This window comes from Limnohabitans planktonicus II-D5 (genome assembly GCF_001270065.2).
Taxonomy (GTDB): domain Bacteria; phylum Pseudomonadota; class Gammaproteobacteria; order Burkholderiales; family Burkholderiaceae_C; genus Limnohabitans_A; species Limnohabitans_A planktonicus.
Genome location: NZ_LFYT02000038.1, coordinates 12,350 through 34,964 on the forward strand (window position 1 = coordinate 12,350; position 22,615 = coordinate 34,964).

Annotated in this window: 24 protein-coding genes and 3 pseudogenes; 20 read left to right on the forward strand and 7 right to left on the reverse strand. The window is 61.2% G+C overall.

Annotated features, from left to right (window positions below; translation table 11 throughout):
• The first annotated feature begins 194 nt into the window (after nucleotides 1–194).
• The 3 genes from H663_RS39080 (at nucleotide 195) to H663_RS39090 (ending at nucleotide 2,291) form a co-directional block, all read left to right on the forward strand.
• Nucleotides 195–830 (forward strand): DedA family protein, encoded by a 636-nt coding sequence (locus tag H663_RS39080; RefSeq protein ID WP_053172870.1) that lies wholly within the window; start codon nucleotides 195–197, stop codon nucleotides 828–830.
• 11 nt (nucleotides 831–841) lie between these two features.
• Nucleotides 842–1,738: a DMT family transporter gene (locus H663_RS39085; protein ID WP_053172872.1), complete on the forward strand. Its 897-nt coding sequence runs from the start codon at nucleotides 842–844 to the stop codon at nucleotides 1,736–1,738.
• A gap of 70 nt (nucleotides 1,739–1,808) precedes the next feature.
• A complete protein-coding gene (locus H663_RS39090; protein ID WP_053172874.1) occupies nucleotides 1,809–2,291 on the forward strand; it encodes a glutathione peroxidase in 483 nt (160 codons plus the stop codon).
• Here H663_RS39090 and H663_RS39095 read toward each other — a convergent pair whose 3' ends face one another.
• The 5 genes from H663_RS39095 to H663_RS39115 all read right to left on the reverse strand — a co-directional run bounded on the left by H663_RS39095 (nucleotide 2,292) and on the right by H663_RS39115 (nucleotide 4,921).
• Entirely contained in the window at nucleotides 2,292–2,762 is a 471-nt protein-coding gene (locus H663_RS39095; protein WP_053172875.1) for an EVE domain-containing protein, read from the reverse strand.
• Complete coding sequence (locus H663_RS39100; protein ID WP_053172877.1) at nucleotides 2,759–3,223, reverse strand: GyrI-like domain-containing protein; 465 nt, start codon at nucleotides 3,221–3,223, stop codon at nucleotides 2,759–2,761. The genes H663_RS39095 and H663_RS39100 overlap by 4 nt, the downstream gene beginning before the upstream one ends.
• A 25-nt stretch (nucleotides 3,224–3,248) precedes the next feature.
• Nucleotides 3,249–3,953 carry a helix-turn-helix transcriptional regulator gene (locus H663_RS39105; RefSeq protein ID WP_053172879.1) on the reverse strand — a complete coding sequence of 235 codons (705 nt, stop codon included), beginning with the start codon at nucleotides 3,951–3,953 and terminating at the stop codon, nucleotides 3,249–3,251.
• Between the two features lie 39 nt (nucleotides 3,954–3,992).
• A complete protein-coding gene (locus H663_RS39110) occupies nucleotides 3,993–4,370 on the reverse strand; it encodes a VOC family protein (RefSeq protein ID WP_053172881.1) in 378 nt (125 codons plus the stop codon).
• A gap of 167 nt (nucleotides 4,371–4,537) precedes the next feature.
• Nucleotides 4,538–4,921: a hypothetical protein gene (locus tag H663_RS39115; RefSeq protein ID WP_240620585.1), complete on the reverse strand. Its 384-nt coding sequence runs from the start codon at nucleotides 4,919–4,921 to the stop codon at nucleotides 4,538–4,540.
• Between the two features lie 200 nt (nucleotides 4,922–5,121).
• Here H663_RS39115 and H663_RS39120 point away from each other — a divergent pair, with 200 nt between their 5' ends.
• From H663_RS39120 to H663_RS39135, 4 genes are all read left to right on the forward strand, one after another.
• Nucleotides 5,122–6,291: an ATP-binding protein gene (locus tag H663_RS39120; protein ID WP_053172885.1), complete on the forward strand. Its 1,170-nt coding sequence runs from the start codon at nucleotides 5,122–5,124 to the stop codon at nucleotides 6,289–6,291.
• Between the two features lie 107 nt (nucleotides 6,292–6,398).
• Nucleotides 6,399–6,962 carry an isochorismatase family protein gene (locus H663_RS39125; protein WP_053172887.1) on the forward strand — a complete coding sequence of 188 codons (564 nt, stop codon included), beginning with the start codon at nucleotides 6,399–6,401 and terminating at the stop codon, nucleotides 6,960–6,962.
• 20 nt (nucleotides 6,963–6,982) lie between these two features.
• A complete protein-coding gene (locus H663_RS39130) occupies nucleotides 6,983–7,228 on the forward strand; it encodes a DUF1272 domain-containing protein (protein WP_053172889.1) in 246 nt (81 codons plus the stop codon).
• 49 nt (nucleotides 7,229–7,277) lie between these two features.
• A complete protein-coding gene (locus tag H663_RS39135) occupies nucleotides 7,278–8,192 on the forward strand; it encodes a GlxA family transcriptional regulator (RefSeq protein ID WP_053172890.1) in 915 nt (304 codons plus the stop codon).
• Nucleotides 8,193–8,297: 105 nt separating this feature from the next.
• Here H663_RS39135 and H663_RS39140 read toward each other — a convergent pair whose 3' ends face one another.
• Entirely contained in the window at nucleotides 8,298–8,891 is a 594-nt protein-coding gene (locus tag H663_RS39140) for a Crp/Fnr family transcriptional regulator (protein WP_133240069.1), read from the reverse strand.
• A 217-nt stretch (nucleotides 8,892–9,108) separates the two neighbouring features.
• Between H663_RS39140 and H663_RS39145 the strand changes: the two genes are divergently transcribed.
• Nucleotides 9,109–9,819 (forward strand): sterol desaturase family protein, encoded by a 711-nt coding sequence (locus H663_RS39145; RefSeq protein ID WP_165803955.1) that lies wholly within the window; start codon nucleotides 9,109–9,111, stop codon nucleotides 9,817–9,819.
• A gap of 760 nt (nucleotides 9,820–10,579) precedes the next feature.
• The gene (locus tag H663_RS39155) at nucleotides 10,580–11,362 is read left to right on the forward strand and encodes a nucleotidyltransferase family protein (protein WP_240620586.1); all 783 of its coding nucleotides are present in this window, start codon (nucleotides 10,580–10,582) and stop codon (nucleotides 11,360–11,362) included.
• A gap of 649 nt (nucleotides 11,363–12,011) precedes the next feature.
• Here the strand turns inward: H663_RS39155 and H663_RS39160 are convergent.
• Nucleotides 12,012–12,143 (reverse strand): annotated as a pseudogene (locus H663_RS39160) (metallophosphoesterase); the annotation flags it as partial.
• Here H663_RS39160 and H663_RS42280 point away from each other — a divergent pair.
• The 11 genes and pseudogenes from H663_RS42280 to H663_RS41410 all read left to right on the forward strand — a co-directional run.
• Nucleotides 12,136–12,264: pseudogene (locus H663_RS42280) on the forward strand (nucleotidyltransferase family protein); the annotation flags it as partial. The pseudogenes H663_RS39160 and H663_RS42280 sit on opposite strands and share 8 nt — an antisense overlap.
• Nucleotides 12,265–12,630: 366 nt before the next feature.
• Complete coding sequence (locus H663_RS39170; RefSeq protein ID WP_205872755.1) at nucleotides 12,631–13,887, forward strand: ABC transporter substrate-binding protein; 1,257 nt, start codon at nucleotides 12,631–12,633, stop codon at nucleotides 13,885–13,887.
• A 144-nt stretch (nucleotides 13,888–14,031) separates the two neighbouring features.
• The gene (locus H663_RS39175; protein WP_053172898.1) at nucleotides 14,032–14,904 is read left to right on the forward strand and encodes a carbohydrate ABC transporter permease; all 873 of its coding nucleotides are present in this window, start codon (nucleotides 14,032–14,034) and stop codon (nucleotides 14,902–14,904) included.
• Nucleotides 14,905–14,914: 10 nt separating this feature from the next.
• Entirely contained in the window at nucleotides 14,915–15,745 is an 831-nt protein-coding gene (locus H663_RS39180) for a carbohydrate ABC transporter permease (protein WP_053172900.1), read from the forward strand.
• A gap of 22 nt (nucleotides 15,746–15,767) precedes the next feature.
• Nucleotides 15,768–16,823: an ABC transporter ATP-binding protein gene (locus tag H663_RS39185; RefSeq protein WP_053172902.1), complete on the forward strand. Its 1,056-nt coding sequence runs from the start codon at nucleotides 15,768–15,770 to the stop codon at nucleotides 16,821–16,823.
• A 41-nt stretch (nucleotides 16,824–16,864) separates the two neighbouring features.
• The gene (locus H663_RS39190) at nucleotides 16,865–17,599 is read left to right on the forward strand and encodes an SDR family oxidoreductase (RefSeq protein WP_053172903.1); all 735 of its coding nucleotides are present in this window, start codon (nucleotides 16,865–16,867) and stop codon (nucleotides 17,597–17,599) included.
• Nucleotides 17,600–17,846: 247 nt separating this feature from the next.
• On the forward strand, nucleotides 17,847–19,265 hold the full coding sequence (gene dalD, locus H663_RS39195) for a D-arabinitol 4-dehydrogenase (RefSeq protein ID WP_205872753.1): 1,419 nt from the start codon (nucleotides 17,847–17,849) through the stop codon (nucleotides 19,263–19,265).
• Nucleotides 19,266–19,289: 24 nt separating this feature from the next.
• Nucleotides 19,290–20,225 carry an AraC family transcriptional regulator gene (locus tag H663_RS39200; protein WP_053172905.1) on the forward strand — a complete coding sequence of 312 codons (936 nt, stop codon included), beginning with the start codon at nucleotides 19,290–19,292 and terminating at the stop codon, nucleotides 20,223–20,225.
• A 23-nt stretch (nucleotides 20,226–20,248) separates the two neighbouring features.
• Nucleotides 20,249–21,709 (forward strand): xylulokinase, encoded by a 1,461-nt coding sequence (gene xylB / locus H663_RS39205; RefSeq protein WP_053172906.1) that lies wholly within the window; start codon nucleotides 20,249–20,251, stop codon nucleotides 21,707–21,709.
• 215 nt (nucleotides 21,710–21,924) lie between these two features.
• Nucleotides 21,925–22,431: a transposase gene (locus tag H663_RS41405; RefSeq protein ID WP_133239937.1), complete on the forward strand. Its 507-nt coding sequence runs from the start codon at nucleotides 21,925–21,927 to the stop codon at nucleotides 22,429–22,431.
• Nucleotides 22,428–22,615 (forward strand): annotated as a pseudogene (locus H663_RS41410) (helix-turn-helix domain-containing protein); the annotation flags it as partial. The gene H663_RS41405 and the pseudogene H663_RS41410, both read left to right, overlap by 4 nt.

Genomic DNA, 22,615 nt, shown 5'->3' on the forward strand with positions numbered 1-22,615 from the left:
CTGTGACTTGAGCATGACCAGCACAAGTCAAGCCGCCAGGCACTTTGTGCGAACCCGCCCCCCTGAAAACCAGGGTGAATCCCCGCCCATTCCCCGTCCCGGAAGGGCTATACAAATGCTTTACACTGGCGCGCAGCCTGCCGTCCTCGTGCATTTCGCCACCGGGGTTCCGGGCTGGCTGGACCTTGAGATTCATGGAAGTTTTTCAGTTTTTAATGCCCATCTTCACCGAGTACGGCTACTGGGCCGTATTCCTCATGCTCTTGGTGTGCGGTTTCGGCGTTCCCGTGCCTGAAGATGTGACCCTCGTCACCGGCGGCGTGATTGCAGGATTGGGTCACGCCGATGTGCACACCATGTTTGCGGTGGGCATGGCAGGCGTCATGATTGGTGATGGCCTGATGTTCACCTTGGGTCGCCTGTACGGTGAGCGAATTTCCAAATTGCCCGGTTTTCGCAAAATCCTCACGCCCGAGCGCTTTGCCAGCGCCCAAGACGCCTTCCAGAAATACGGCAAATGGGTCATGTTCGTGGCCCGTTTCTTGCCCGGTTTGCGCACTCCAGTGTTTTTCTCGGCAGGCATGAGCCAGCGCGTGAGCTTTGGCACCTGGTTTCTGATGGACGGCTTTGCCGCCCTGATCAGCGTGCCGATCTGGGTCTACCTAGGTTACTTTGGCGCGCAAAACTGGGACTGGATGTTTGGTGTGTTGCGCCAATTCCAACACGGCATCTTTGCCCTGCTGGGCATCGGCATCGTCTGGTTGGGTTGGCGCTGGTGGCGCAAGCGCCAAGCTACGGCAGCGGCCAAAGCCTCTGGCGACGCCTCTTAAACCGCCCACGCATGGGCCACCCCTCCACCAAAAGCCTGGCGGTTGCCGGGCTCCTGTTCAACGCCTTTGTTTGGGGCGTGTGCTGGTGGCCCTTCAAACAACTCGAATCCCAAGGCCTGCACCCGCTGTGGGCCACAGCGCTGGTCTATGCCTTTGTCTTCGTGTCCATCGCCTTCTGGCTGTGGCGCAGCGGGCAGCTGCAAAGCTGGCGCGGCCACCCTGGGCTGTGGCTTTTGCTGCTGAGCTCGGGGCTGACCAATGTCGGCTTCAACTGGGCCGTGACGGTGGGCGACGTGGTGCGCGTGGTGCTGCTGTTTTATTTGATGCCGGCCTGGTCGGTGCTGGTAGCCTGGTGGCTGCTGGGTGAAAAACCCACCCCCATGGCCTTGCTGCGCTTGCTGCTGGCGCTGGCCGGTTTGTTCATCGTTCTCAAAACCCCCGAAACGCCCTGGCCCGTGCCCGAGAGCTTGGCCGATGGCCTGGCCCTGATGGGCGGCCTGACGTTTGCCATCACCAATGCCTTGCTGCTCAAGCTCAAGGACACGCCCAGCGCCTCGCGCACCCTGGCCATGTTTGGCGGTGGCGCGGTCATGGCCACGCTGACGGCCATGGCCGGTTTGGCCACAGGGGTGGTGGCCATCGGTGCGGCCCCCGCCTGGAGCTGGCTGCCCCTGGTGGCCCTGCTGAGCCTCTCGTTTTTGTTGGGTAACTTGGCGCTGCAATACGGCGCTGCCCGCCTGGCCGCGCACACCACGGCACTGGTCATGCTGTCCGAAGTGCTGTTTGCCAGCGTGTCTTCGGTGCTGCTGGGCGCATCCAGCTGGGACAGCCGCACCCTGATCGGCGGGGCTTTGATCTTGCTGGCGGCTTTGCTGTCCATCGTCGGGCCGGGCCACAAGGCCAAATGACTCAGCTTGCACAGCCATAGGCTGTCGCTGGCATGATGTCCTTTTGCCCACTTCCACCTGAAAGTACCCCATGAGCCTGTACGACCTCGAAGCCCAAAGCATCGACCACCAAACCGTGCCCCTGTCGCGCTACAAGGGTCAGGTGATGCTGATCGTCAACACCGCCAGCGCCTGCGGCTTCACGCCCCAATTCACCGGTCTGGAAAAACTGCACCAGCAATACGCCGACCAAGGCCTGGCCGTGCTCGGTTTTCCCTGCAACCAGTTCGCCAGCCAAGACCCGGGCGACGACGCACAGATTGCCAACTTTTGCCAGAAGAACTACGGCGTGAGCTTTCAGATGATGAGCAAGGTCAAAGTGAACGGCGACGAGGCGCACCCGCTTTACCAATGGCTCACGGCCGAGGCCCCCGGCATTTTGGGCAGCAAGGCCATCAAATGGAACTTCACCAAGTTTTTGGTGGGGCGCGACGGGCGTGTGATCAAGCGCTATGCACCTCAGGACGCGCCAGAGAAGATCGCCAAGGACATTGAGGCAGCGCTGGCGGGGTGATCAAAACAGCGATGTCTGGAACGCTGCAACCGATTCAGACTTCTCGCCACACCCCATCTCCGCTGCGATTTTTCGGAAATCAGCCTCGCTGATCCTGAGCTGGCCAAAGCGAAACACCGCCCCCCAATGGGTTTTATCGGTGATGAATTCCAACTGTGCCATCAAGGGCTTGATGGGAACCGGTTGCGCAAGCTGGTAATCCACATCGATGCGCCAAGGCACAAAGCCCGGCACGCCGTCGGGTGTCATGTCGTGCGGATACACCTCGCCTGATCTGATGAACCCCAAGGCCGTGAACGCCTGCAAAGGCGCGCCATCGGGATACGCCTCACGCGGGGAGTAATAAATCAGCCCATCCCCCGCCTTCATGCGCTTGAGTGGGGCTTGCTTGCCGTGGTTCATTTGCGCAAAACCACCCGCCACCCCGCGCTGCACATGCGAGTGGCTGACCACACCGATCCAGTAGTTCATGTTGCAGTCAGTGCAATGCAGATGTCCACCACACCGTCTGGACCATAGCGCTCAAAGTCGGTGGTGTACGCCCTTTGATCGGGGCAATTCGGTTCCGCAAAGTGGGCCCATACACGCCCCCAAGCCTCAATCACCGCATTGGGCATGGCCCCTTGCGCCCGAAAAACCGCATACGGTCCCTCTTGAATATCGATCACGGACCATGGCTGGGCATCGATGGTTGCATGGCGTGTCAGCACATCACCGCCCACCAACAGATCGTAAGAACCGTTTAAATCCGACTCGTAATGGTGATACACGCCATAAGTCACAGCCCCATCCGCCAAATGCGGCACCACTTGTGCAGCAAAGTCGCCCCACAAAGCGCCTATGCGTGCACTGCCTGGATGCGCCTCATCTGCATTGCAGGTGCGCACAGACACGCCTTGGATGCACAAGCCTTGAACTTCTTCGATATGCATAAATTCCCTTTTTTGAAATTGACCCTCAGCGGCCTTCAGCCAGAGCTTGTGGGTCCACGCCTTGTTGGCGCAAATAATCCATCAGACGTTGTCCGTCGGACAGCTTGAAAGTTTCGGTAAGTCCCTTCATGGACTGGATACGGTCCAGGCGAAAACTGCGGAAAGCTTGGCGCTTTTCGCACCAGGCCACCAGTGTCCAAACCGCGCCCCAAAAAAAACTGCCCAGCGGCCACACCGTGCGATCACTGCTGCGGCCTTGTGCATCGCTGTAAGCCAGCGCCAACTTGTGCATGCTTTGTGTCGCCTCTCGCCACGACTGCAAATGTGGCTGTTGCTCTGCTGTTAAGCCCCAAGGCGGCGAATACACCGGCGTGTGCTGCGCCGCATGACGCTGGTCTGCGGGCAGCACACTGAGCACCCGCGACAAAGCCGATTCGCTCGCTCGGGCCAGCGCCGGGTCCAGCCACTGCTGCGCCACCCGTGTCATCACCACCAAAGCCTGCGCTTCTTGCGGGGTGAAGATCAGCGGCGGCAAATCAAAACCCTCGCCCAAACGGTAGCCCACACCGGCCTCGCCCTCGATGGGCACGCCTTGGTATTGCAAGTCGGCCACATCGCGGTACACCGTGCGCTCGGACACTTCCAAGCGCTGCGCCAGCCACTTGGCCGTGGTCAGGCGGCGGCCCCGGATGAGTTGAACAATCTGGAAAAGACGGTCAGCGCGGCGCATGGGATGAACAGTTGGGGTGGACAGATCAAACGCAAATTGTCAGGCGTACGCGTGCAAGCCGACCCGGTTGCCATCCACATCGAGCATGTGCGCCATGAAGCCCAGCCCCTCGGGCAAGGCCACGCGCCCCATGAGCACCTGCCCGCCTGCGGCCACCACGCGCTGCAAGGCGGCATCCAGCGATGCGCCCGCGTACAGATACACCAGCGCCCCACAAGCACCCACCTGCAAAGCCGGGTGTCCCGACATCAGCGCGCCCTTGGTCGCATCGCCCTCCCCCGCAAACACCGCCATCTGCATGCCCGGCCCCGCGTAGCTTTCGCGCTGCAAAGTCGTTTGCAACACGGACTCATAAAACGCCTGGGCACGCGGCATGTCGCTCACCGGAATCTCAAACCAATCGATCACTTTTTGCATTTGTCTTTTCCCTGAATGTGCTCAGACCGTCTGTGCACTGGGGAGGACTTTGCCTGAGGGGTACTGACAACGGGGTGTCAGCAGCGTGCAGAAGTGGTCATCAAGCGTTCATAAGCCCAACAATCAAACACCCATTGAGCAAAGTGCTCAAGTGCGACCCTCTTGATTCAACCCCACCAAGTCAGTCCCACCAACCAAACCAACATCGCCACGCCACCCCACACCAACACCCGCGTGCGCAGGCGCAGCATTTCCACGGCGCTGACCAAGCGCGCATTTTGTTCGGCCAAATCGGCCAGGGTTTCGGTGAGTTCGCGCTGTGTCTGGGCTTGGCGGTCGATCTGGCCTTGCGCGGCGATCAAGGCGTTTTTGAGCTCGCCCAAGCTGGGCACGGCACTGACCGGGGTCGTGGCGGGGGTGCCTGCTTGACCGAGCGGCTGAGGGGGTTGGCGGTCCATCAGCTTGCGTGCGGCTTTGAGCACGGAAGGCGCGTGCTCGATCACATCGCCCCAGGGAATCACTTTGAGCGCCATCAACCAAGGTATCGCCATCGTCTTGTCCTTTGTTTGCGCTTTGCAAGCGCGGTCTGCCATCCAGCGTTGAATCCTACCCGGCTGGGCATTTGGGCGTGCTCGGGCGCGGGCCTTGCCGGATGGGGAAAAGGACTTATGGGGCTGGCAATTCAGGTCGGCGATCCAGGATTAACCCATTAAACATTGAAATACTAACGCCACACGTTAAAATTTCAAGGATGATTGACCGTCAAACCCTCAGCACGCTGTCTGAACGCCTGCACGAAGCCCCGGCCGTGGTGCTGCTCGGACCGCGTCAGGTGGGCAAAACCACCTTGGCGCTCACGCTGGCCGACACCTGGCCAGCAGGCTCAAGCTACCTCGATCTGGAACGTCCCGCAGACCGTTTGCGGCTGCAAGACGCCGACGCATTTTTGCGCGCCCAAGGCGGCAAGTTGGTGATTCTCGATGAAATCCACCGCATGCCGGGCCTGTTTGAAGTCCTGCGCGGCATCATCGACGAGCGCCGCCGTGCAGGCCAGCGCTTTGGCCATTTCTTGCTGCTGGGATCGGCCTCGCTGGACTTGATGCAGCAAAGCAGTGAAACGCTGGCTGGGCGCGTGGCCTATCTGGAGATTGGCCCTGTTCACGGACTCGAATGGCCCGCCGCCGATCTCGACACGCTGTGGCTGCGCGGCGGTTTTCCGGACAGCTTGCTGGCCGCCAGCGATGCGGCCAGCCTGCGCTGGCGCGAAGACTTTGTGCGCAGCTACCTGCAACGCGATGTGCCCATGTTTGCGCCGCGCCTGCCAGCCGAAACCGTGGGCCGTCTGTGGACCATGTTGGCACACCAGCAAGGCGCTCTGCTGCAACAAAGCCGTTTGGCCAGTGGCTTGGGCGTGAGCAGCCCGGCAGTGGAACGCTACATCGACTTGCTGGTGGACCTGCAACTGGTACGCCGCCTGCGGCCCTGGAGCGGTAATGTGGGCAAACGCCTGGTCAAAGCGCCCAAGGTCTATGTGCGTGACAGCGGGCTGGTGCACGCTTTGCTGGGTCTGGGCAACTTGCATGACTTGGCCGGGCACCCTGTATGCGGCCCCAGTTATGAGGGCTTTTGCATCGACAACCTGATGGCCGCCGCCCACCCGCAATGCACGGCTTACAGCTACCGCACCCATGCGGGGGCCGAGATCGACCTCTTGATTGAGCGTGCCGGTCAACCGTGGATGGCCATCGAAATCAAACGATCCACCGCGCCCACCCTGAGCAAGGGCTTCGACATCGCCTGCGCAGACCTGAACATCGCACAGCGCTTTGTGGTGTATCCCGGCACCGAACGCTTTCCGATGCGTTATGGCACACAAGCCATTGGCTTGGTAGAGTTGATGCAGGTATTGCGCGAGGCTTGATCGGCGAGGCTGTCCTTTTTCGTCCCCTTCTGGTCTTGCCCAGCCCTGTGCAGCGTCGTGTCTGATTCGCACAATGGACACATTTTCAACGCCCACACCAGCGCAGCATGACCAGTCAACACACACACCAAAAATCCGCACTGCTCATCATCGATGTGCAGCAGTCCTTCATGCACATGCCGTATTGGTCGTCTGGACAACTCGCGCCATTTCAACAAGCGCTCCTGAAGCTGGAGGCGGGTTGCCGTCAAGCCGATGTACCGGTGGTGCACATTTTTCACATCGATGACGATGCGCCTTTTTGTGCCGACTCGGGCCTGATCCGTGCCATGGACTGGCTGCCGGGCCAGCCCGCCGCACGCTTTGACAAGCATGTGCACAACGCTTTCACCGACACCGGGCTCGACAACTGGCTGCGCCGTCAAGGTGTGCAGCGCCTCATCATCAGCGGCATCCGCACCGAGCAGTGTTGCGAGACCACGGCCCGTGTGGGCTCGGACCTGGGTTATGCGGTGGACTTTGTGTCCGAAGCGACACTCACTTTCCCGATGACGCACAAAGGCACCGGCCAAACTTTCAGCGCCCAAGACATCACCACGCGCACCGAGTTGGTCTTGGCTGACCGCTTTGCGCGCATCGTGAATGTGGATACTTGTCTGTCCAGCCTTTGAACCGCCCATCAGGAAACCCCATGCTCCAACTGCGCCCCAACTGCGAATGCTGCAACCGCGACCTGCCGCCTGAGGCGCTGGATGCACGGATCTGTTCGTTTGAATGCACCTTTTGTGCCGATTGCGCTGACACACGCCTGCACGGCCACTGCCCCAATTGCGGTGGCGAACTGGTGCGCCGCCCGGTGCGCCCTGCGGCCAAGCTGTTGAACAACCCGGCCTCGACCGAACGTGTGTTCAAACCTCAGGGCTGCGCGTCCGAATGACTGGCCTTTAAAAACCAGGCATGACAGTCAAGCTGCTCAACCGCTGGCCATGGAAAACTTGAGTCTGTCGGTTTATCTGGTTGTCACGCCAGGCGTGCTTCTGCTCGACTACGCCGGCCCGGCCGAGGCACTGCGCATGGCACGCGACATGGGCGCACCGCTGAAATTGCACACCTGCGGGCCACTGCCCGATGTGCCCACATCTCTGGGCACGCAGCTGGGCGGGCTGGCACCCCTGCCCACCCAGATGCCGCCCAACAGCCTGGTGCTGATCACCGGCAACAGCCATGAGCGTGAAGATTACGCCACACCGGCAGCCCAGCAAGTGGTGCGCTGGCTGCAAACAGCCATGCGGCCCGACACGCGCTTGGCCAGCATCTGCTCGGGTGCTTTGCTGCTGGCCATGGCGGGCCAACTGGACGGCCTGCGTTGCACCACACACCACACGCTCCTCGATGATTTGCAAGCCTTGGCCCCCACCGCACACGTTCAAGCCGACCGGATTTTTGTGGACGATGGCCGGGTGCTGACCAGCGCGGGCATCACCACCGGCATCGATCTGGCGCTTTACATCGTTGAACAAGTGGCCGGTGCCGCACTGGCCGCCCAAGTGGCACGGCGCTTGGTGATGTACACCCGGCGCGGCCCCAACGACCCACAGCTCTCGCCTTGGCTGGCGCACCGCAACCACATGCACCCGGCGGTGCACCGCGCACAAGACGCCATCGCGCACAGCCTGGCCCAAGACCCGACACGGCGTTGGTCACTGCCGGAGTTGGCCGACATCGCTTGCGTCAGCCCCCGGCATTTGTCGCGCCTGTTCATGCAGCACTCCGGCATCAGCGTGCTGGACTACCAGAAGCACCCGCGCATGACCCAAGAGCAACTGGCCGAAGCTTGCGGCTTTGCCTCGGCGCGGGATTTCAGGCGGATGCGGATGCGTGACTTGATCCATCCATGCTGATCGCCTCATTCAGAAACTGCTTACAACCAACTGCAGCTTGTATTCATTCTTCAAATCAATTCCACTGACTACTGCGACACGCGCTTTGCAAGGCAACACACCACTTCAATGCCCTGTTTTCAACCGCCGCCGAATACGCGAGAGTGCCACATCGGTCACGCCGAGATAACTGGCTAGACGGTGCTGAGGGACCTGTTCTAGCCAGCCCGGCGCTTCTTGCAAGACCTTCAGGTAACGTTCTGCGGCACTGAACATCAGCCACTGATGTTCTCGTTGAATCAACCGCTGGCGCTCAGCCATCAGGGCTTGCAGCATCCAGTCGTGGACACGCTTGTCCAACAATTTGGCTTCATCCAGTTGTCGGGCGTCCATTACCAAAAGACGACTCGGTACTTGAGCCTCAATCCGCCAATCCTGCGCGGGCAACCCGAATGGCGGAGTCAACCAATGGGCAGCAGAATGGAAATGGTGGACCCGCTCTCGCCCCTGTGCGTCGGCAAACACGGTCGCCAGCAGACCGGTCTCCACCCAGCAAACAGCGTCACTTTCAGCCCCTGTACACCAAGCTTGGCCAGCTGCCAGATTGATGCGTGGCAAGCCATCCCAATAGTGGCGCATTCGGACATCAGCGCACAGACTGATCAACCAGCCCGGCTCACAGACGGTACACGGCGCTTGTCCGGCGGGGTGGATTTCCAATGGGTAATTCATGAACCTGGGTTAATGCGGCCTGCTGCTCTATTGCTCAAAGTGATGGTTTTCACAAATGAGTTGAACCATGAATTATGAGTCGCCCAACACATCCAGCCGCCGCACCCACAAAGTTGAGGTCAACACACTTTTTTTAGGCCGGTGGAACCTCGCCCATCTGCTTGGACTGATCTTGTTTTTCCCCCTCGGAACATGGATGCTTGCAATGTGGTCACCCACCACCACAACGGCCATTTGGCTGGTCACCTGCCTTTTTGGCTTTGCCATGGCCGAAAAATTTTGGCCATACCGTATCGACTGGCGGCCTGCGCGCAAAGACATGGGCACCGATGGGCTTTTACTGCTGGCAGCGGCACTGGTCGATGGACTCCTCAAACACGGTGCCCTTTGGCTTGCCCAATGGGCGGCAAGTGAGGGTCACAGCCCTGGGTGGGCCAGTGCTTGGCCCTTGGTGCTGGCCGTGCCTGCTGCCATTGTCCTTGGAGAATTGGGTCCCTATGTATTGCACCGCTGGGCCCACACTCACCCCTTGGGTTGGCGCTGGCACCACCTGCATCATGGCCCTGTACAAGTCAACGTCAGCAACAGTGTGCGCGTTCACCCAGTCAACTTGGCATGGAACGTAGCCTCGCGCGGACTGATCTGGTGGGCCTTGGGCTTCACCCCCGAAACGCTGACCTGGGCAACGATGTTCATGCTGCTGCAAAGCGTGGCTGTACATGCCAATGTGCGAGGACACATCGGCCTTCTGGCATGGGTCATAGGGAGTGCCGAAGCCCACCGTTGGCATCACAGCACACAAGCAGATGAGGCGTTGAACTTTGGCACTTCCGTGCCACTGTGGGATCAGCTCTTGGGTACTTGGCGCTGGCCCAGCCACTCAGGACCCAAGGCGGTTGGCCTGCATGATTCTTGATCCGGCCCTGTAAATTTTTCAAAGCTCAAAGATGTTGTAGGTCGGCGTTCGAAGACCCCGACATGGGCCTGTGCCGAAACCCATCATGTCGGACTCTGCGAGTGCCGACCTGCGAGATGACATGTCTCACACATTTCAACCTAGAAAACGCAGTTGAACGCGCCCGAGGGTGCAGCCATGGGGGGCAATGGCCAGGCGCGAGGAGGCCGCGGGCTGCACCCCTGCAACGACGAGCAACGCCGCCAGTGCCCCCCCAGGGCTGTGCCATCGGGTGCGTAGCGGTATCACCCACCAGGTGAGCGTCTTCGTGCTCACAAAGTTCAGGATACATCAGGGTTTCCAGCGGGTTAAAGCGGTCAACTGCGTTTTCTAGGTTCAAACTTCAGCCTGCCAGACCCATAGAAAACGCAGTTGACTGAATTGAACCCGCTGGAACCCCTGTGAAGCCCAAAATGCAGAACGTTGGTGACCGCAGTCTGTGCAGCGAAGGAACAGCGCGATCTCTGACATAAAGAGCTCGGCAAGTCATGGGAAGATCGGGATGTGTTGCCGCCAAGCTCTTTTCAGCTGCGTGACGCGCTTCTTCACCTTGTTCCGCTGACCAAAATCGTCAGGTCATTTCGAAGGAATCCAGTGCTTGGACTTTCCAACAGAACAGGCAGCCATGCTGCATCGGCCATTGGTTGGACGCATCGGGACCCCTTCAGCAAAGCGCTCACATCGAATGGGGACCGGTGCCTGGCCGTGGCACCATTCGGGGATGGATGACAACTTTCAAACACTTCCCACACCCCATGGCCTGGCGCAGGCCATGGTGCTGGCAGCCGGTCGCGGCGAGCGCATGCGGCCTCTGACGGACACCACCCCCAAACCCTTGCTGCCGGTACGCGGGCAGCCTTTGATGCAGTGGCCCATGCAAGCCTTGGCAAAGTCGGGCTTTACCCGGCAACTGGTCAACACCGCGTGGCTTGGGGAGCGCATCGCCGAACATTTCGGTGCCCATAAATGCTGGCCAGGTGTGCCCATGGTGGACTTATCGTATTCGCACGAAGGCCGCGATTTCGGGTATGCCCTGGAAACAGCGGGGGGCATCGTTCGGGCCTTGCCGCAATTGGACGAGGTGTTCTGGGTGGTGGCGGGTGATGTGTTCGCACCGGATTTCAGTTTTGAGCCCGCCGTGATGGCGCGATTTGCAAAGAGCGATGCGCTGGCCCACCTGTGGCTGGTGCCCAATCCGGCGCACAACCCAGGCGGCGATTTTGGTTTGGCCGCCGATGGGCGCGTGCTGAACTTGCCCAAAGGCCATGTGGACCGGCACCTGACCTTCAGCACCATGGCGCTGTACAAGCGCGCATTTTTTGACACCCGCCGCACCGGCCTGCCGGTCGGCAACCCCCAGGGCGTGGCCGCACCCTTGGCCCCCATGCTGCGCGCCGCCATGGACCGTGGCGAGGTCAGCGGCGAAGTTTTTCTGGGTGCCTGGACAGATGTGGGGACCCCAGAACGGCTCGCTGAGCTCAATGCCGGGCCTTTCAATTTGTAGATCGGCGGTCGAAGACCCCGACGTTTGGCCTGTTTGACCACCTTCACCTGCAGCCTGCGCGTTGGGTCAAGCTTGCAGCGTCGGACTCTTCGAGTGCCGACCTACGAATGCCCACTTCCCGTAGGTCGGCGGTCGAAGACCCCGACGTTGGGCCTGTTTGACCACCTTCACCTGCAGCCTGCGCGTTGGGTCAAGCTTGCAGCGTCGGACTCTTCGAGTGCCGACCTACGAATGCCCACTCCCCGTAGGTCGGTGGTCGAAGACCCCGACGTTGGACTTGATAGACCACCTGCGCCTGCAGCCAGCGCGTTGGGTCAAGCTTGCAGCGTCGGACTCTTCGAGTGCCGACCTACGGATGCCCACTCCCCGTAGGTCGGTGGTCGAAGACCCCGACGTTGGACTTGATAGACCACCTGCGCCTGCAGCCTGCGCTTTGTGCCAGGCTTGCAGCGTCGGACTCTTCGAGTACCGACCTACAAATACCCGCTCCCCGTAGGTCGGCGGTCGAAGACCCCGACGTTGGGCCTGATTGACCACCTTCGGCAGCAGCCAGCGCTATGGGTCAAGCTTGCAGCGTCGGACTCTTCGAGTACCGACCTACGAATGCCCACTCCCCGTAGGTCGGTGGTCGAAGACCCCGACGTGGGCATCAGCCCAGCGGGTTGGCGATCACGCGGCAGCCTTGGTGGGTGTCGTCGCTGGGGCAGTGCAAATGCCCGTGCAGCCAGGCCCGGACGCGTGGCAGCAGCGCATCGAGTGCATCACAAAAACCCGCCGCACCTTTGGCCCCTTTGCTGCGCGCCGCCATGGACCGTGGCGAGGTCAGCGGCGAAGTTTTTCTGGGTGCCTGGACAGATGCGGGGACGCCAGAACGGCTCGCTGAAGTCAATGCCGGGCTGTGAGGGTGTTTCAAGGCCGGTTGATCCAGTTCCGAGCGAGGCCTGAAACAGCTTGGGCCATGAATGCCGTTGTGCTCCACAGCATTGACACAGCCTCAAGCAAGCCACACTGCACCTGCATGGCTGCCCGATGCCCCCATCAAATGGTCTTTTTGACAAAACTTTGCCCCACGTATCGGGGTATATCCCGATCATCTTGCGCAATAAAGTACAGATACCAGCGATTTTTGTATAAATACCGAAGTTATTCATCGCGAAAATTCTCCCCACGGTTGCTTCAACCGTTGCGCTCGCATCCCACCTTATCAGGAGACCTTTGTGAAATTCCGCTTCGCTTCAGTCCTCGCCGCCTCGCTGTTCAGCGCAGGCATGGCCCAAGCCGCTACCGAACTCGTGATCGCCACCGTCAACAACGGCCACATGATCGAGATGCAAAAACTGTCCAAGAACTTTGAACAGGCCAACCCCGGCATCACGCTCAAATGGGTCACTTTGGAAGAAGGCGTGCTGCGTCAGCGTGTGACCACCGACATCGCCACCAAGGGCGGCCAGTTCGACGTGATGACGATTGGCATGTACGAAACCCCGATCTGGGGCAAAAAAGGCTGGTTGCAGGAACTCAAAACCGATGCCGCCTATGACGTGGACGACCTGCTGCCTGCCATGCGCAATGGCCTGAGCGTGGACGGCAAGCTGTTTGCCGCACCGTTTTACGGCGAAAGCTCGATGCTGATGTACCGCAAGGACCTGGCCGACAAAGCCGGCGTGCAAGTGCCCGAGCGCCCCACCTGGCCGCAAATAAAGGACCTGGCCGCCAAGATTCACGACCCCAAGAACGGTGTGTACGGTATTTGCTTGCGTGGCAAACCTGGCTGGGGCGACAACATGGCCTTGTTGTCCACGATGGTCAACACCTTTGGTGGCCAGTGGTTTGATATGAACTGGAAACCCCAACTCGAATCCAAGCCCTGGAAAGATGCGGTCAACTTCTACGTCGACCTGCTGAAAAACTACGGCCCACCCGGCTCTGCAGCCAACAGCTTCAACGAAATCCTGGCGCTGACCAACTCGGGCAAGTGCGGCATGTGGGTTGACGCGACGATTGCGGCCTCGTTTGTGAGCGATCCCAAGCAGTCCAAAGTGGCGGACCAGATGGCCTTTGCACAAGCGCCCACCATGAACACACCCAAAGGTGCCAACTGGTTGTGGGCCTGGTCGCTCGCCATTCCTGCGGGCTCCAAAAAGGTCGATGCAGCCCAGAAGTTTGTGACTTGGGCCACGTCCAAGGACTACATCAACCTGGTGGGCAAGACCAATGGTTGGGGCGCTGTGCCCACCGGCACGCGCAAGAGCACCTATGCCAATGCCGACTTCCTGAAGGCTGCGCGTTTTGCCAAGGCTGAAAAGACAGCCATCGACTCGGCCAACCCGAACGACTCGACCTTGCCCAAGAGCCCGTATGTGGGCGTGCAGTTCGCGGCCATTCCCGAGTTCCAGTCGATTGGCATTGCCGTGGGGCAGCAAATGAGCGCGGCTTTGGCAGGCAAGTCCAGCGTGGATGCCGCTTTGAAGGCCAGCCAGACTGCGGCTGACCGCGAAATGAAGAAAGCCGGTTACTACAAGTAAACCGCCTATGCGGATCACAGGCGGGCACCACGGTGGTGGGCCTGCCTGTTTTGCCTGAAATTGCGCCACTGCGAAAGCGGTGATGAAGGGGCAGCCAGGCCCTGCGTCAGTTCTGCCGCCTTCCTGCCCGTTGAGAGATTCCCCATGAACCGCCCACGCCCCCAACTGCTGCCCCGCCTCCTGCTCACGCCTGCCGTGGCCACGCTTTTCCTGTGGATGATCGTGCCGCTGGTGATGACGATTTATTTCAGCGTCATCCGCTTCAACCTTTTGCAGCCCGACCAGACCGGTTTTGTGGGGCTCGAAAACTTTGAATATTTCATCACCGACCCCTCGTTTGGCACCGCAGTGATCAACACAGTGCTGCTCTTGGGCAGCGTGATCGCCATCACCGTGGTGCTGGGCGTGGCCATTGCGCTGCTGATCAACGAGCCCTTTGCCGGGCGGGGCCTGGTGCGGCTGCTGTTGATTTCGCCCTTCTTTGTCATGCCCACGGTCAATGCGCTGATGTGGAAGAACATGATGATGAACCCGATCTATGGCGTGCTGGCGCAAGTCTGGCTCTTCTTCGGTCTCACGCCCATCGACTGGTTGACCGACTTTCCCCTGCTGAGCGTCATCATCATGGTGTCGTGGCAATGGCTGCCTTTTGCCACCTTGATTTTCATGACCGCGCTGCAAAGCATGGACCGTGAGCAACTCGAAGCCTCGCGCATGGACGGTGCCCACTACGGCCAGCAACTGCGTTACCTCTACCTGCCGCACCTGGGTCGCTCGGTGGCCGTGGTGGTCATGATTGAGCTGATTTTCTTGCTCAGCGTGTTCGCTGAAATTTACACCACCACGGGGGGAGGTCCGGGCGACGCCAGCACCAACGTGGCTTTCCTGATCTTCAAGCAAGCGCTGCTCAACTTTGATGCGGGCGTGGCCTCGGCGGGGGCGCTGTTCGCCGTCGTGCTGGCCAACATTGCAGCCGTGTTCATGATCCGCATGGTCGGCAAAAACCTTGACAAATAAGACCTCGCCCATGTCCCGAACTTCTAACCTGACCCCCGCGTACCTGGTGCGCACCCTGGCCGCCTGGGGCGTGGCTTTACTGCTGTTTTTCCCGCTGGGCTGGTTGCTGCTGACCGCCTTCAAAACGGAGTTGCAGGCCATTGCAGTGCCACCAGAACTTTTCTTCACGCCCACACTGGAAAACTTCCACGAAGTGCAAGAGCGCAGCGACTACCTGCTGTATGCCAAGAACTCGGTCATCACCAGCGTGGTGTCCACCTTGCTGGGGCTGATGATCGCCGCGCCTGCGGCATATGCCATGGCCTTTTTCAAAGGCAAATACACCAAAGACATCCTGATGTGGATGCTGTCCACCAAGATGATGCCCGCCGTGGGCGCGCTGGTGCCGGTGTATGTGCTGGCACAAAAAAGCCATTTGCTCGATTCGCAGCTGGCACTGATCATCGTGTTCACCCTGAGCAATTTGCCCATCATGGTGTGGATGCTGTACTCGCACTTCAAGGACATCCCGCACGAAATTCTGGAAGCGGCCCGCATGGACGGTGCCACGCTGTGGCAAGAAGTGCGCATGGTGCTGCTGCCGCTGGCCATGGGGGGCCTGGCATCGACTGGCTTGCTGTGCCTGGTGCTCAGCTGGAACGAGGCCTTCTGGTCGCTCAACCTCACCGCCGCCAAAGGCGGCACTTTGGCCACACTGATCGCCAGCTACTCCAGCCCCGAGGGCTTGTTCTGGGCCAAGTTGTCGGCGGCCTCGCTCATGGCCATTGCGCCCATCGTCATCTTCGGCTGGTTCAGCCAAAAACAACTGGTGCAAGGCTTGACCTTCGGCGCCGTCAAGTAAACCTTTTTCGAGATCACACACCATGGCTTACCTACAACTTCAGGGCATTGAAAAATTCTTTGGGGAGCACCGCGCCATCAAAGGCATTGACCTGGCCATCGAGCCGGGCGAGTTCATCGTCTTTGTCGGCCCATCGGGCTGCGGCAAATCGACCTTGTTGCGCCTGATCGCGGGGCTGGAGCAAATTGACGGCGGCAAGCTCAGCCTGGAAGGCCGTGACATCACGCACTTGCCTTCCAGCCAGCGCGATCTGGCCATGGTGTTCCAGAGTTACGCGCTGTACCCGCACATGAGTGTGTTTGAGAACATGAGCTTTGCGCTCAAGCTGGCCAAGGTGCCCGCCGAGGTGATCCGGGACAAAGTGGCGCGGGCTGCTGACATCCTGAACCTCACGCCCTATCTGCAGCGCACGCCCAAAGAGCTGTCGGGCGGTCAGCGCCAGCGCGTGGCGATTGGCCGCGCCATCGTGCGTGCGCCCAAGGTGTTCTTGTTTGACGAGCCGCTGTCCAACCTGGACGCTGCTTTGCGTGGACAGACCCGCGTTGAAATCGCCAAGCTGCACCGCGACCTGGGGGCCACCACCATCTATGTGACGCACGACCAGGTCGAGGCCATGACGCTGGCCGACCGCGTGGTGGTGCTGCGTGATGGCCAGATTGAACAAGTGGGCACGCCGCTGGAGCTCTACGACCGACCGGCCAACCAGTTTGTGGCCCAGTTCATCGGCACGCCACAGATGAACGTGGTGCCGCTGGAAAAACTGCCGCCCGTGGTGCAGCAGCTGGCCCCCGCAGGCGCTGCAGGCGGCGCTATTGGTTTGCGCCCCGAAAACGTTCTGCTGCGCCCAGGCGGGCAAGGCCCCATCGCAGGCCGGGTCGATCTGGTCGAAGCCTTGGGCGCTGAAACCCTGGTCTACGTCAGCACACCCGCAGGTGCCACCTTGGTGGCCCGCCTGAGCGAGCGCACACCACTGGTGGCGGGCAACACGGTCACGCTGGACGTGGCCACCGAGCATGCCCACTGGTTTAACCCCAGCGGCCGCGTGGTGCGACAGGCCGACAGCGTGTCCGCCGCCTGAGCCTGACCTGAGATGTGTGCCACTTCAACACTGACCCCACCATGAACAACTCACTCCCTTTGAGCGGCCAGGTGGCCGCCGTCACCGGAGCGGCATCCGGCATTGGTTTGGCCTGCGCGCAGGCCATGGTTGAGGCGGGCGCGACTGTGGTGCTGGTAGACCGCGACAGCCAGGCGCTGGCCAAGGCCTGCGCCCGATTGGGTGCCCAAGCCTTGCCGCTGGTGCTGGACCTGCTGGACCCGGTGCAATGCGCAGCCATGCCCGAGCAGATCTTGGCCTTGGCCGGTCGGCTCGATATCTTTCACGCCAATGCGGGCTTGTATGTGGGCGGTGACTTGCTGGATGCGAGCGATGAAGCCATTGACCGCATGCTCAACCTCAACGTCAACGTGGTCATGAAAAACGTGCGCGGCGTGCTGCCACACATGATCGCGCGCGGCGCTGGCGACATCATCGTCACCAGCTCGCTGGCGGCACATTTCCCCACACCCTGGGAGCCGGTGTATGCCTCCAGCAAATGGGCCATCGACTGTTTTGTGCAGACCACACGCCGTCAAGTTTTCAAGCACGGCATCCGCATGGGTGCGATCTCGCCGGGGCCGGTCATCACGGCACTGCTGGCCGACTGGCCCGCAGAAAAACTGGCAGAAGCCAAAGCCAATGGCAGCTTGCTCGACGCCGCCGAAGTGGCGCAGGTCGTGCTGTTCATGCTCACACGCCCACGCGGCATGACCATCCGCGACGTGGTCATGATGCCCACAAATTTCGACCTTTGAACCTGTTGATTCGGCCCATGACGCTTGCTTTTTTGACTGCTGGGTTTGCGATTTTGGACAGTGTGTGGGAGCTTGCCCTGCCAGCGAAAAGCCTGTGGTTCCCCAGCGCCTTATCGCCAGCAAGGCTGGCTCCTGCAACACATTGTTTGGGTGCCTCAGTACAGACTTCAGCACGCCGCAGCCATGGCCTGTCCACCCGCATTTTTCCGCTCAAGCGAGTTCCAGAACCCCTCTTTCTTTATTGACCATGAACACCATCTTGCACCTGGGCCTGGGCTCTTTCCACCGCGCACACCAGGCCGTTTATGTCCACCAGCTGCGCCAAAGCGGTGACTTGGGCTGGGGCATCGCCGCTGGCAACCTGCGCCCCGACATGCCGGGCACCATCGCGGCACTGCAAGCCCAAGGCGGTGCCTACACGCTCGAGACCGTGACCCCGCAGGGCGAAAAAACCTACACCCGTGTCACGTCCATCCAGCGCGTCATCCCCTACCAGGACGACCTGGCCCCGCTGGTTGCGGTGGGGATGGAGTCGGCCACGCGCATCATCAGCTTCACCGTCACCGAAGCGGGCTATTACCTGAACGCCCACAACCGGCTCGACTGGGCCAGTTTTGCGGACCTGCGTGCCGATCTGGAAGCGGTCAAGGCGGCCCATGCGGGCCACACCATTTATGGCGCGCTGGTCACCATCTTGCGTGCGCGCATGCAGGCCGGCAGTGGCCCGGTCACGCTGATGAACTGCGACAACCTGCGCCACAACGGCGACCGTTCGCGCAGCGGCCTGTTGCAATTCATCGAGGCCCTGGGCGACAGCGCTTTGCTGCAATGGGTGCAGGACCACACCACCAGCCCCAACGCCATGGTTGACCGCATCACGCCCCGGCCCACGCCCGATGTGGCCGTGCGCGTGCTGGCGGCCACCGGGCAGAACGATCCCGCCGCCCTGATGGCCGAGAGCTTCATCCAGTGGGTGATTGAAGACCGCTTCATCGCCGGGCGTCCCGCGTGGGAGCGCGTCGGTGTCGAGATGGTGGATTCGGTGGATGCGTATGAAGAAGCCAAAATCCGCTTGCTCAACGCCACCCACAGCTGCATCGCCTGGGCGGGCACGCTGCTGGGCTACCAGTACATCCACGAAGGCACACACGATGCGGTGATCCGCCGCATGGCCTATGACTACGTGACCGACGACGTGATCCCCGTGCTGGACACGCCTGAAAAACCCTGCCCGCTGAACCTGCCGCAGTACCGGGACGTGGTGCTCGACCGCTTTGGCAATCCCGCGATTTGCGACACCAACCAGCGCGTGGCCATGGACGGCTTTTCCAAGGTGCCGGGCTTCATCGCCCCCACCATCCGCGAGCGCCTGGCGCGTGGCGACAGCATTGACAGCGTGGCCATGCTGCCCGCGCTGTTTCTGGCCTATTTGCAACGCTGGCATGTGGGGCAGATTCCCTACACCTACCAGGACCAGGCCATGCAGCCCGAGGTAGCGCACGCGATGTGTGATGCCACCGACCCGGTGGCCGCCTTTTGCGCCGACACCACCTTGTGGGACGAGCTGGCTGCAGACCCCCGCCTGGTGGAGGCCGTGCGCCGCGCCCATGATCGGGTGGGCCGCTTTGTCAGCGCCCACACGGGTGCGCCCGCTGTGCCAAACTGACAGGCCAACCACCTGAATCGCGCCATGACCGTCCGAAACCGCACCGTGCCCCGCCAGATCAAGCCCGAGTTGGAGCATGAACTGGTGCGCTCGCCCAATATGGGCTACGAGTCGTCCACCGATGTGGGCTTTGTGCGCTGCCTGGCACACGGTTTTCCCACCCCGCTGGCGCGCTGGCACTACCACGACGAATACGAGCTGCACTTGATCACGGCCACCTCGGGCAAGGTGTTTGTGGGCGACTGGATCGGGCCGTTTCAGCCCGGCCAGCTGGTGCTGACGGGCCCTCGCCTGCCGCACAACTGGGTCACCCTGGATTTGCCCGAGGGGGGCGTGGCCGAGCGTGATCTGGTGATCCAGTTCGCCCATGATCCGCTGGTGCAGGCCAGCCAGACCATCCCCGAGCTGGCCGAGGTGCTGCCACTGTTGGAGCGGGCACGCCACGGCATCGAGTTTTTTGGCGTCTCCGAAATCGCCCATGCCCACTGGCACAAGGTCAAGGGCTCACATGGCCTGCGTCGGTTCACCGCATTTTGTGAATTTTTGGCCGATTTGGCCGCGTGCAACGATTACCGCCTGTTGTCCAGCGCGCAGCTGCAAAGCGACAACGACGACACCTCTTTGGACCTGATCAACGACGTGGTCAGCCGCATCACCGAACAGCTGGCCGAACCCCATTCTGCCGCCGCCTGGGCCGCCGATTTGGGCATGAGCGAGAGCCGCTTCAGCCGCTTTTTCCGCAAGGCCACGGGCAACACCTTCACCGATTTTGTGAACCGCGTGCGCATCAGCCGCGCCTGCCAATTGCTGATGGACACCGACCAGCAGATCACCCACATCTGCTACGAAGTGGGCTTCAACAGCGTGGCCAATTTCAACCGACGCTTTCTGGAAATCAAGGGCATGAAACCCTCGGATTTCCGGCGGCAATCGCTCACCCGCTTCAGCGGGGCGCACTGATTTTTTTTCTGAAAGCTTGCGGCATGTTTCTCGGCCTCGACCTGGGCACCTCCGAACTCAAGGCCTTGTTGTTGAACGAACAGCACCAGGTGCTGGCCACGGCGCGTGCGCCGCTCACCGTGCAGCGCCCGCAAGCCCTGTGGTCCGAGCAAGACCCCGCCAGCTGGTGGCAGGCTTTGCAGCAGGTCATGGACCACTTGCAGCGCAGCCACCCAACAGCGCTGTCTCAGTTGCAGGGCGTGGGTTTGTCCGGGCAGATGCACGGCGCGGTCTTGATGGACGCGCAAGGCGAGGTGCTGCGCCCGGCCATTTTGTGGAACGACGGGCGCAGCGGTGCGCAGTGCGAACAGCTCACGGCGCAAGTGCCTGACTTGTCGCGCATCACCGGGAACTTGGCGATGCCGGGCTTTACAGCCCCCAAGCTGCTGTGGGTGCGTGCGCATGAGCCTGAGTTGTTTGCCCGCACGCGCCGGGTGTTGCTGCCCAAAGACTGGCTGCGCTGGAAGCTCACCGGCGAAGCCGTGAGCGACATGTCGGACGCCGCAGGCACGCTCTGGCTGGACACCGCTTTGCGCGACTGGTCGGACACCCTGCTGGCCGCCTGCGGGCTGGACCGCAGCCACATGCCGCGTCTGGTCGAGGGCAGCGAGGTGTCGGCCTTTTTGAAGCCCGAGCTCTGCCACCGCTGGGGCCTGCCCGAGCGGGTGGCGGTGGCCGGGGGCGCGGGCGACAACGCGGCCAGCGCGGTGGGCATGGGCCTGGTGCAACCCGGGCAAGGCTTTGTGTCGCTCGGCACCTCGGGTGTGGTGTTTGTCAGCGGTGCGCGTTTTTCGCCCAATCCGGCGCAGGGCCTGCACGCGTTTTGCCATGCGCTGCCAGGCCGCTGGCACCAGATGTCGGTCATGCTGAGTGCGGCCAGTGCGGTGACCTGGGCGGCCAAGCAATTGGCATTTGCCGACGAGGCCAGCTTGCTGGCGGCGGCTACACAACTGCCTGAAGCAGACCGGCGCACCGCCCCCTTGTTTTTGCCCTACCTCAGTGGTGAGCGCACCCCGCACAACCAGCCCCTGGCCACGGCCAGCTGGTGGGGCCTGACGGCCGCTCACGGGCGCGAGGCCCTGGCCTATGCCGTGGCTGAAGGCGTGGCTTTTGGGCTGCGTGATGGCTTGCAGACGCTGGGCACTTCGAAGCCCGAAATACAGCATTTGTCTTTGGTCGGCGGAGGGGCGCGCAACGCCTGGTGGGCTCAGCTGATGGCCGATGTTCTGGGCCTGTCCCTCACCTTGCATGAAGGGGCCGAAACCGGCGCGGCCCTGGGGGCGGCACGTTTGGCCTGGCTGGCATGCGGCGGCGCGCTGGATGCGGTGTGCACCACCCCCCCCGTGACCCGATCCTTCACCCCCAACGCCACGGCCCATGCGGCACACAGCCAGCGCCACACACGCTTTCAGGCGCTGTATCGGGCCGTGTCACCGTTGATTTAATCTGGCCCCGTCCTCCCCGTAGGTCGTCGGTCGAAGACCCCGACGTTGGGCTAGATTCACCACCTTCGCCTGCAGCCTGCGCGTTGGGTCAAGCTTGCAGCGTCGGACTCTTCGAGTACCGACCTACGAATACCCACTCCCCGTAGCCCCCTGTGTCAGACTAGTTGTCGTCTCTCTTCTTTTTCCAAGCGGACTCTCCGCTGAGGCGATAAATAATGAAACATGCTCCGTATCCCACTGAATTTATTGAACAATCATTGCGTAAGGCTCGCGAGCGCGGCGATCAAACTCTGGTCAGCGTTGCAGTTGAACTGAATGTTCCTCTGACAACCTTGAAGGGTTGGCGCCGAGATGCCGCCAAAGCTGCAAGGGGGGGGCCCCATGTAGCCCACCCTTTGCACGGCGAACTTTCTGCCCAAGCTTGGGCCCCCCGCGAACGCCTTCAAGCGCTTAACGAAAGCCATCTGCTCGTGGGTGATGATCTGCATGCTTGGTGCCGCCACAAGGGGCTGTACGCACACCAGCTGCAGACTTGGCGTGATGCCTTTTGTGCAATGAGCGAGCCCAGCGCCAAGCAAAATCTGGGTGCCATGCGAGAGCTGCAGGGCAAACACGATCAGCTGGAGCGGCAATTGCGTCGCAAGGACAAAGCTTTAGCGGAGGCTGCAGCACTGCTGATATTGCAAAAAAAATTCCAGGCGCTGTGGGCGGACGAGGCATGATGAACTCCACCCTACAGCGCCAAATCCTTTTGCCATTGATCGAGCAGGCTATCGCTGATGGTGCCCGCGCTCAACAGGCCTGCGCCCAAATTGGCATGAGCGTTCGCACCTTGCAGCGCTGGGTACACCCTTGTGGGCACGAAGGAGACCGGCGTGTCAGCACGCTACGTGCGCACAGCGTGCC

Coding starts and splice junctions, on each gene's coding strand:
- H663_RS39085 (WP_053172872.1), top strand. CDS start 842: ATGGGCCACCCCTCCACCAAAAGCCTGGCGGTTGCCGGGCTCCTGTTC.
- H663_RS39130 (WP_053172889.1), top strand. CDS start 6,983: ATGCTCCAACTGCGCCCCAACTGCGAATGCTGCAACCGCGACCTGCCG.
- H663_RS39120 (WP_053172885.1), top strand. CDS start 5,122: ATGATTGACCGTCAAACCCTCAGCACGCTGTCTGAACGCCTGCACGAA.
- H663_RS39155 (WP_240620586.1), top strand. CDS start 10,580: ATGGATGACAACTTTCAAACACTTCCCACACCCCATGGCCTGGCGCAG.
- H663_RS39175 (WP_053172898.1), top strand. CDS start 14,032: ATGAACCGCCCACGCCCCCAACTGCTGCCCCGCCTCCTGCTCACGCCT.
- H663_RS39090 (WP_053172874.1), top strand. CDS start 1,809: ATGAGCCTGTACGACCTCGAAGCCCAAAGCATCGACCACCAAACCGTG.
- H663_RS39200 (WP_053172905.1), top strand. CDS start 19,290: ATGACCGTCCGAAACCGCACCGTGCCCCGCCAGATCAAGCCCGAGTTG.
- H663_RS39135 (WP_053172890.1), top strand. CDS start 7,278: ATGGAAAACTTGAGTCTGTCGGTTTATCTGGTTGTCACGCCAGGCGTG.
- H663_RS39190 (WP_053172903.1), top strand. CDS start 16,865: ATGAACAACTCACTCCCTTTGAGCGGCCAGGTGGCCGCCGTCACCGGA.
- H663_RS39180 (WP_053172900.1), top strand. CDS start 14,915: ATGTCCCGAACTTCTAACCTGACCCCCGCGTACCTGGTGCGCACCCTG.
- H663_RS39170 (WP_205872755.1), top strand. CDS start 12,631: ATGGCCCAAGCCGCTACCGAACTCGTGATCGCCACCGTCAACAACGGC.
- H663_RS39145 (WP_165803955.1), top strand. CDS start 9,109: ATGTGGTCACCCACCACCACAACGGCCATTTGGCTGGTCACCTGCCTT.
- dalD (WP_205872753.1), top strand. CDS start 17,847: ATGAACACCATCTTGCACCTGGGCCTGGGCTCTTTCCACCGCGCACAC.
- H663_RS39185 (WP_053172902.1), top strand. CDS start 15,768: ATGGCTTACCTACAACTTCAGGGCATTGAAAAATTCTTTGGGGAGCAC.
- H663_RS39100 (WP_053172877.1), bottom strand. CDS start 3,223: ATGCATATCGAAGAAGTTCAAGGCTTGTGCATCCAAGGCGTGTCTGTG.
- H663_RS39110 (WP_053172881.1), bottom strand. CDS start 4,370: ATGCAAAAAGTGATCGATTGGTTTGAGATTCCGGTGAGCGACATGCCG.
- H663_RS39080 (WP_053172870.1), top strand. CDS start 195: ATGGAAGTTTTTCAGTTTTTAATGCCCATCTTCACCGAGTACGGCTAC.
- H663_RS39095 (WP_053172875.1), bottom strand. CDS start 2,762: ATGAACTACTGGATCGGTGTGGTCAGCCACTCGCATGTGCAGCGCGGG.
- xylB (WP_053172906.1), top strand. CDS start 20,249: ATGTTTCTCGGCCTCGACCTGGGCACCTCCGAACTCAAGGCCTTGTTG.
- H663_RS39125 (WP_053172887.1), top strand. CDS start 6,399: ATGACCAGTCAACACACACACCAAAAATCCGCACTGCTCATCATCGAT.
- H663_RS41405 (WP_133239937.1), top strand. CDS start 21,925: ATGAAACATGCTCCGTATCCCACTGAATTTATTGAACAATCATTGCGT.
- H663_RS39115 (WP_240620585.1), bottom strand. CDS start 4,921: ATGGCGATACCTTGGTTGATGGCGCTCAAAGTGATTCCCTGGGGCGAT.
- H663_RS39105 (WP_053172879.1), bottom strand. CDS start 3,953: ATGCGCCGCGCTGACCGTCTTTTCCAGATTGTTCAACTCATCCGGGGC.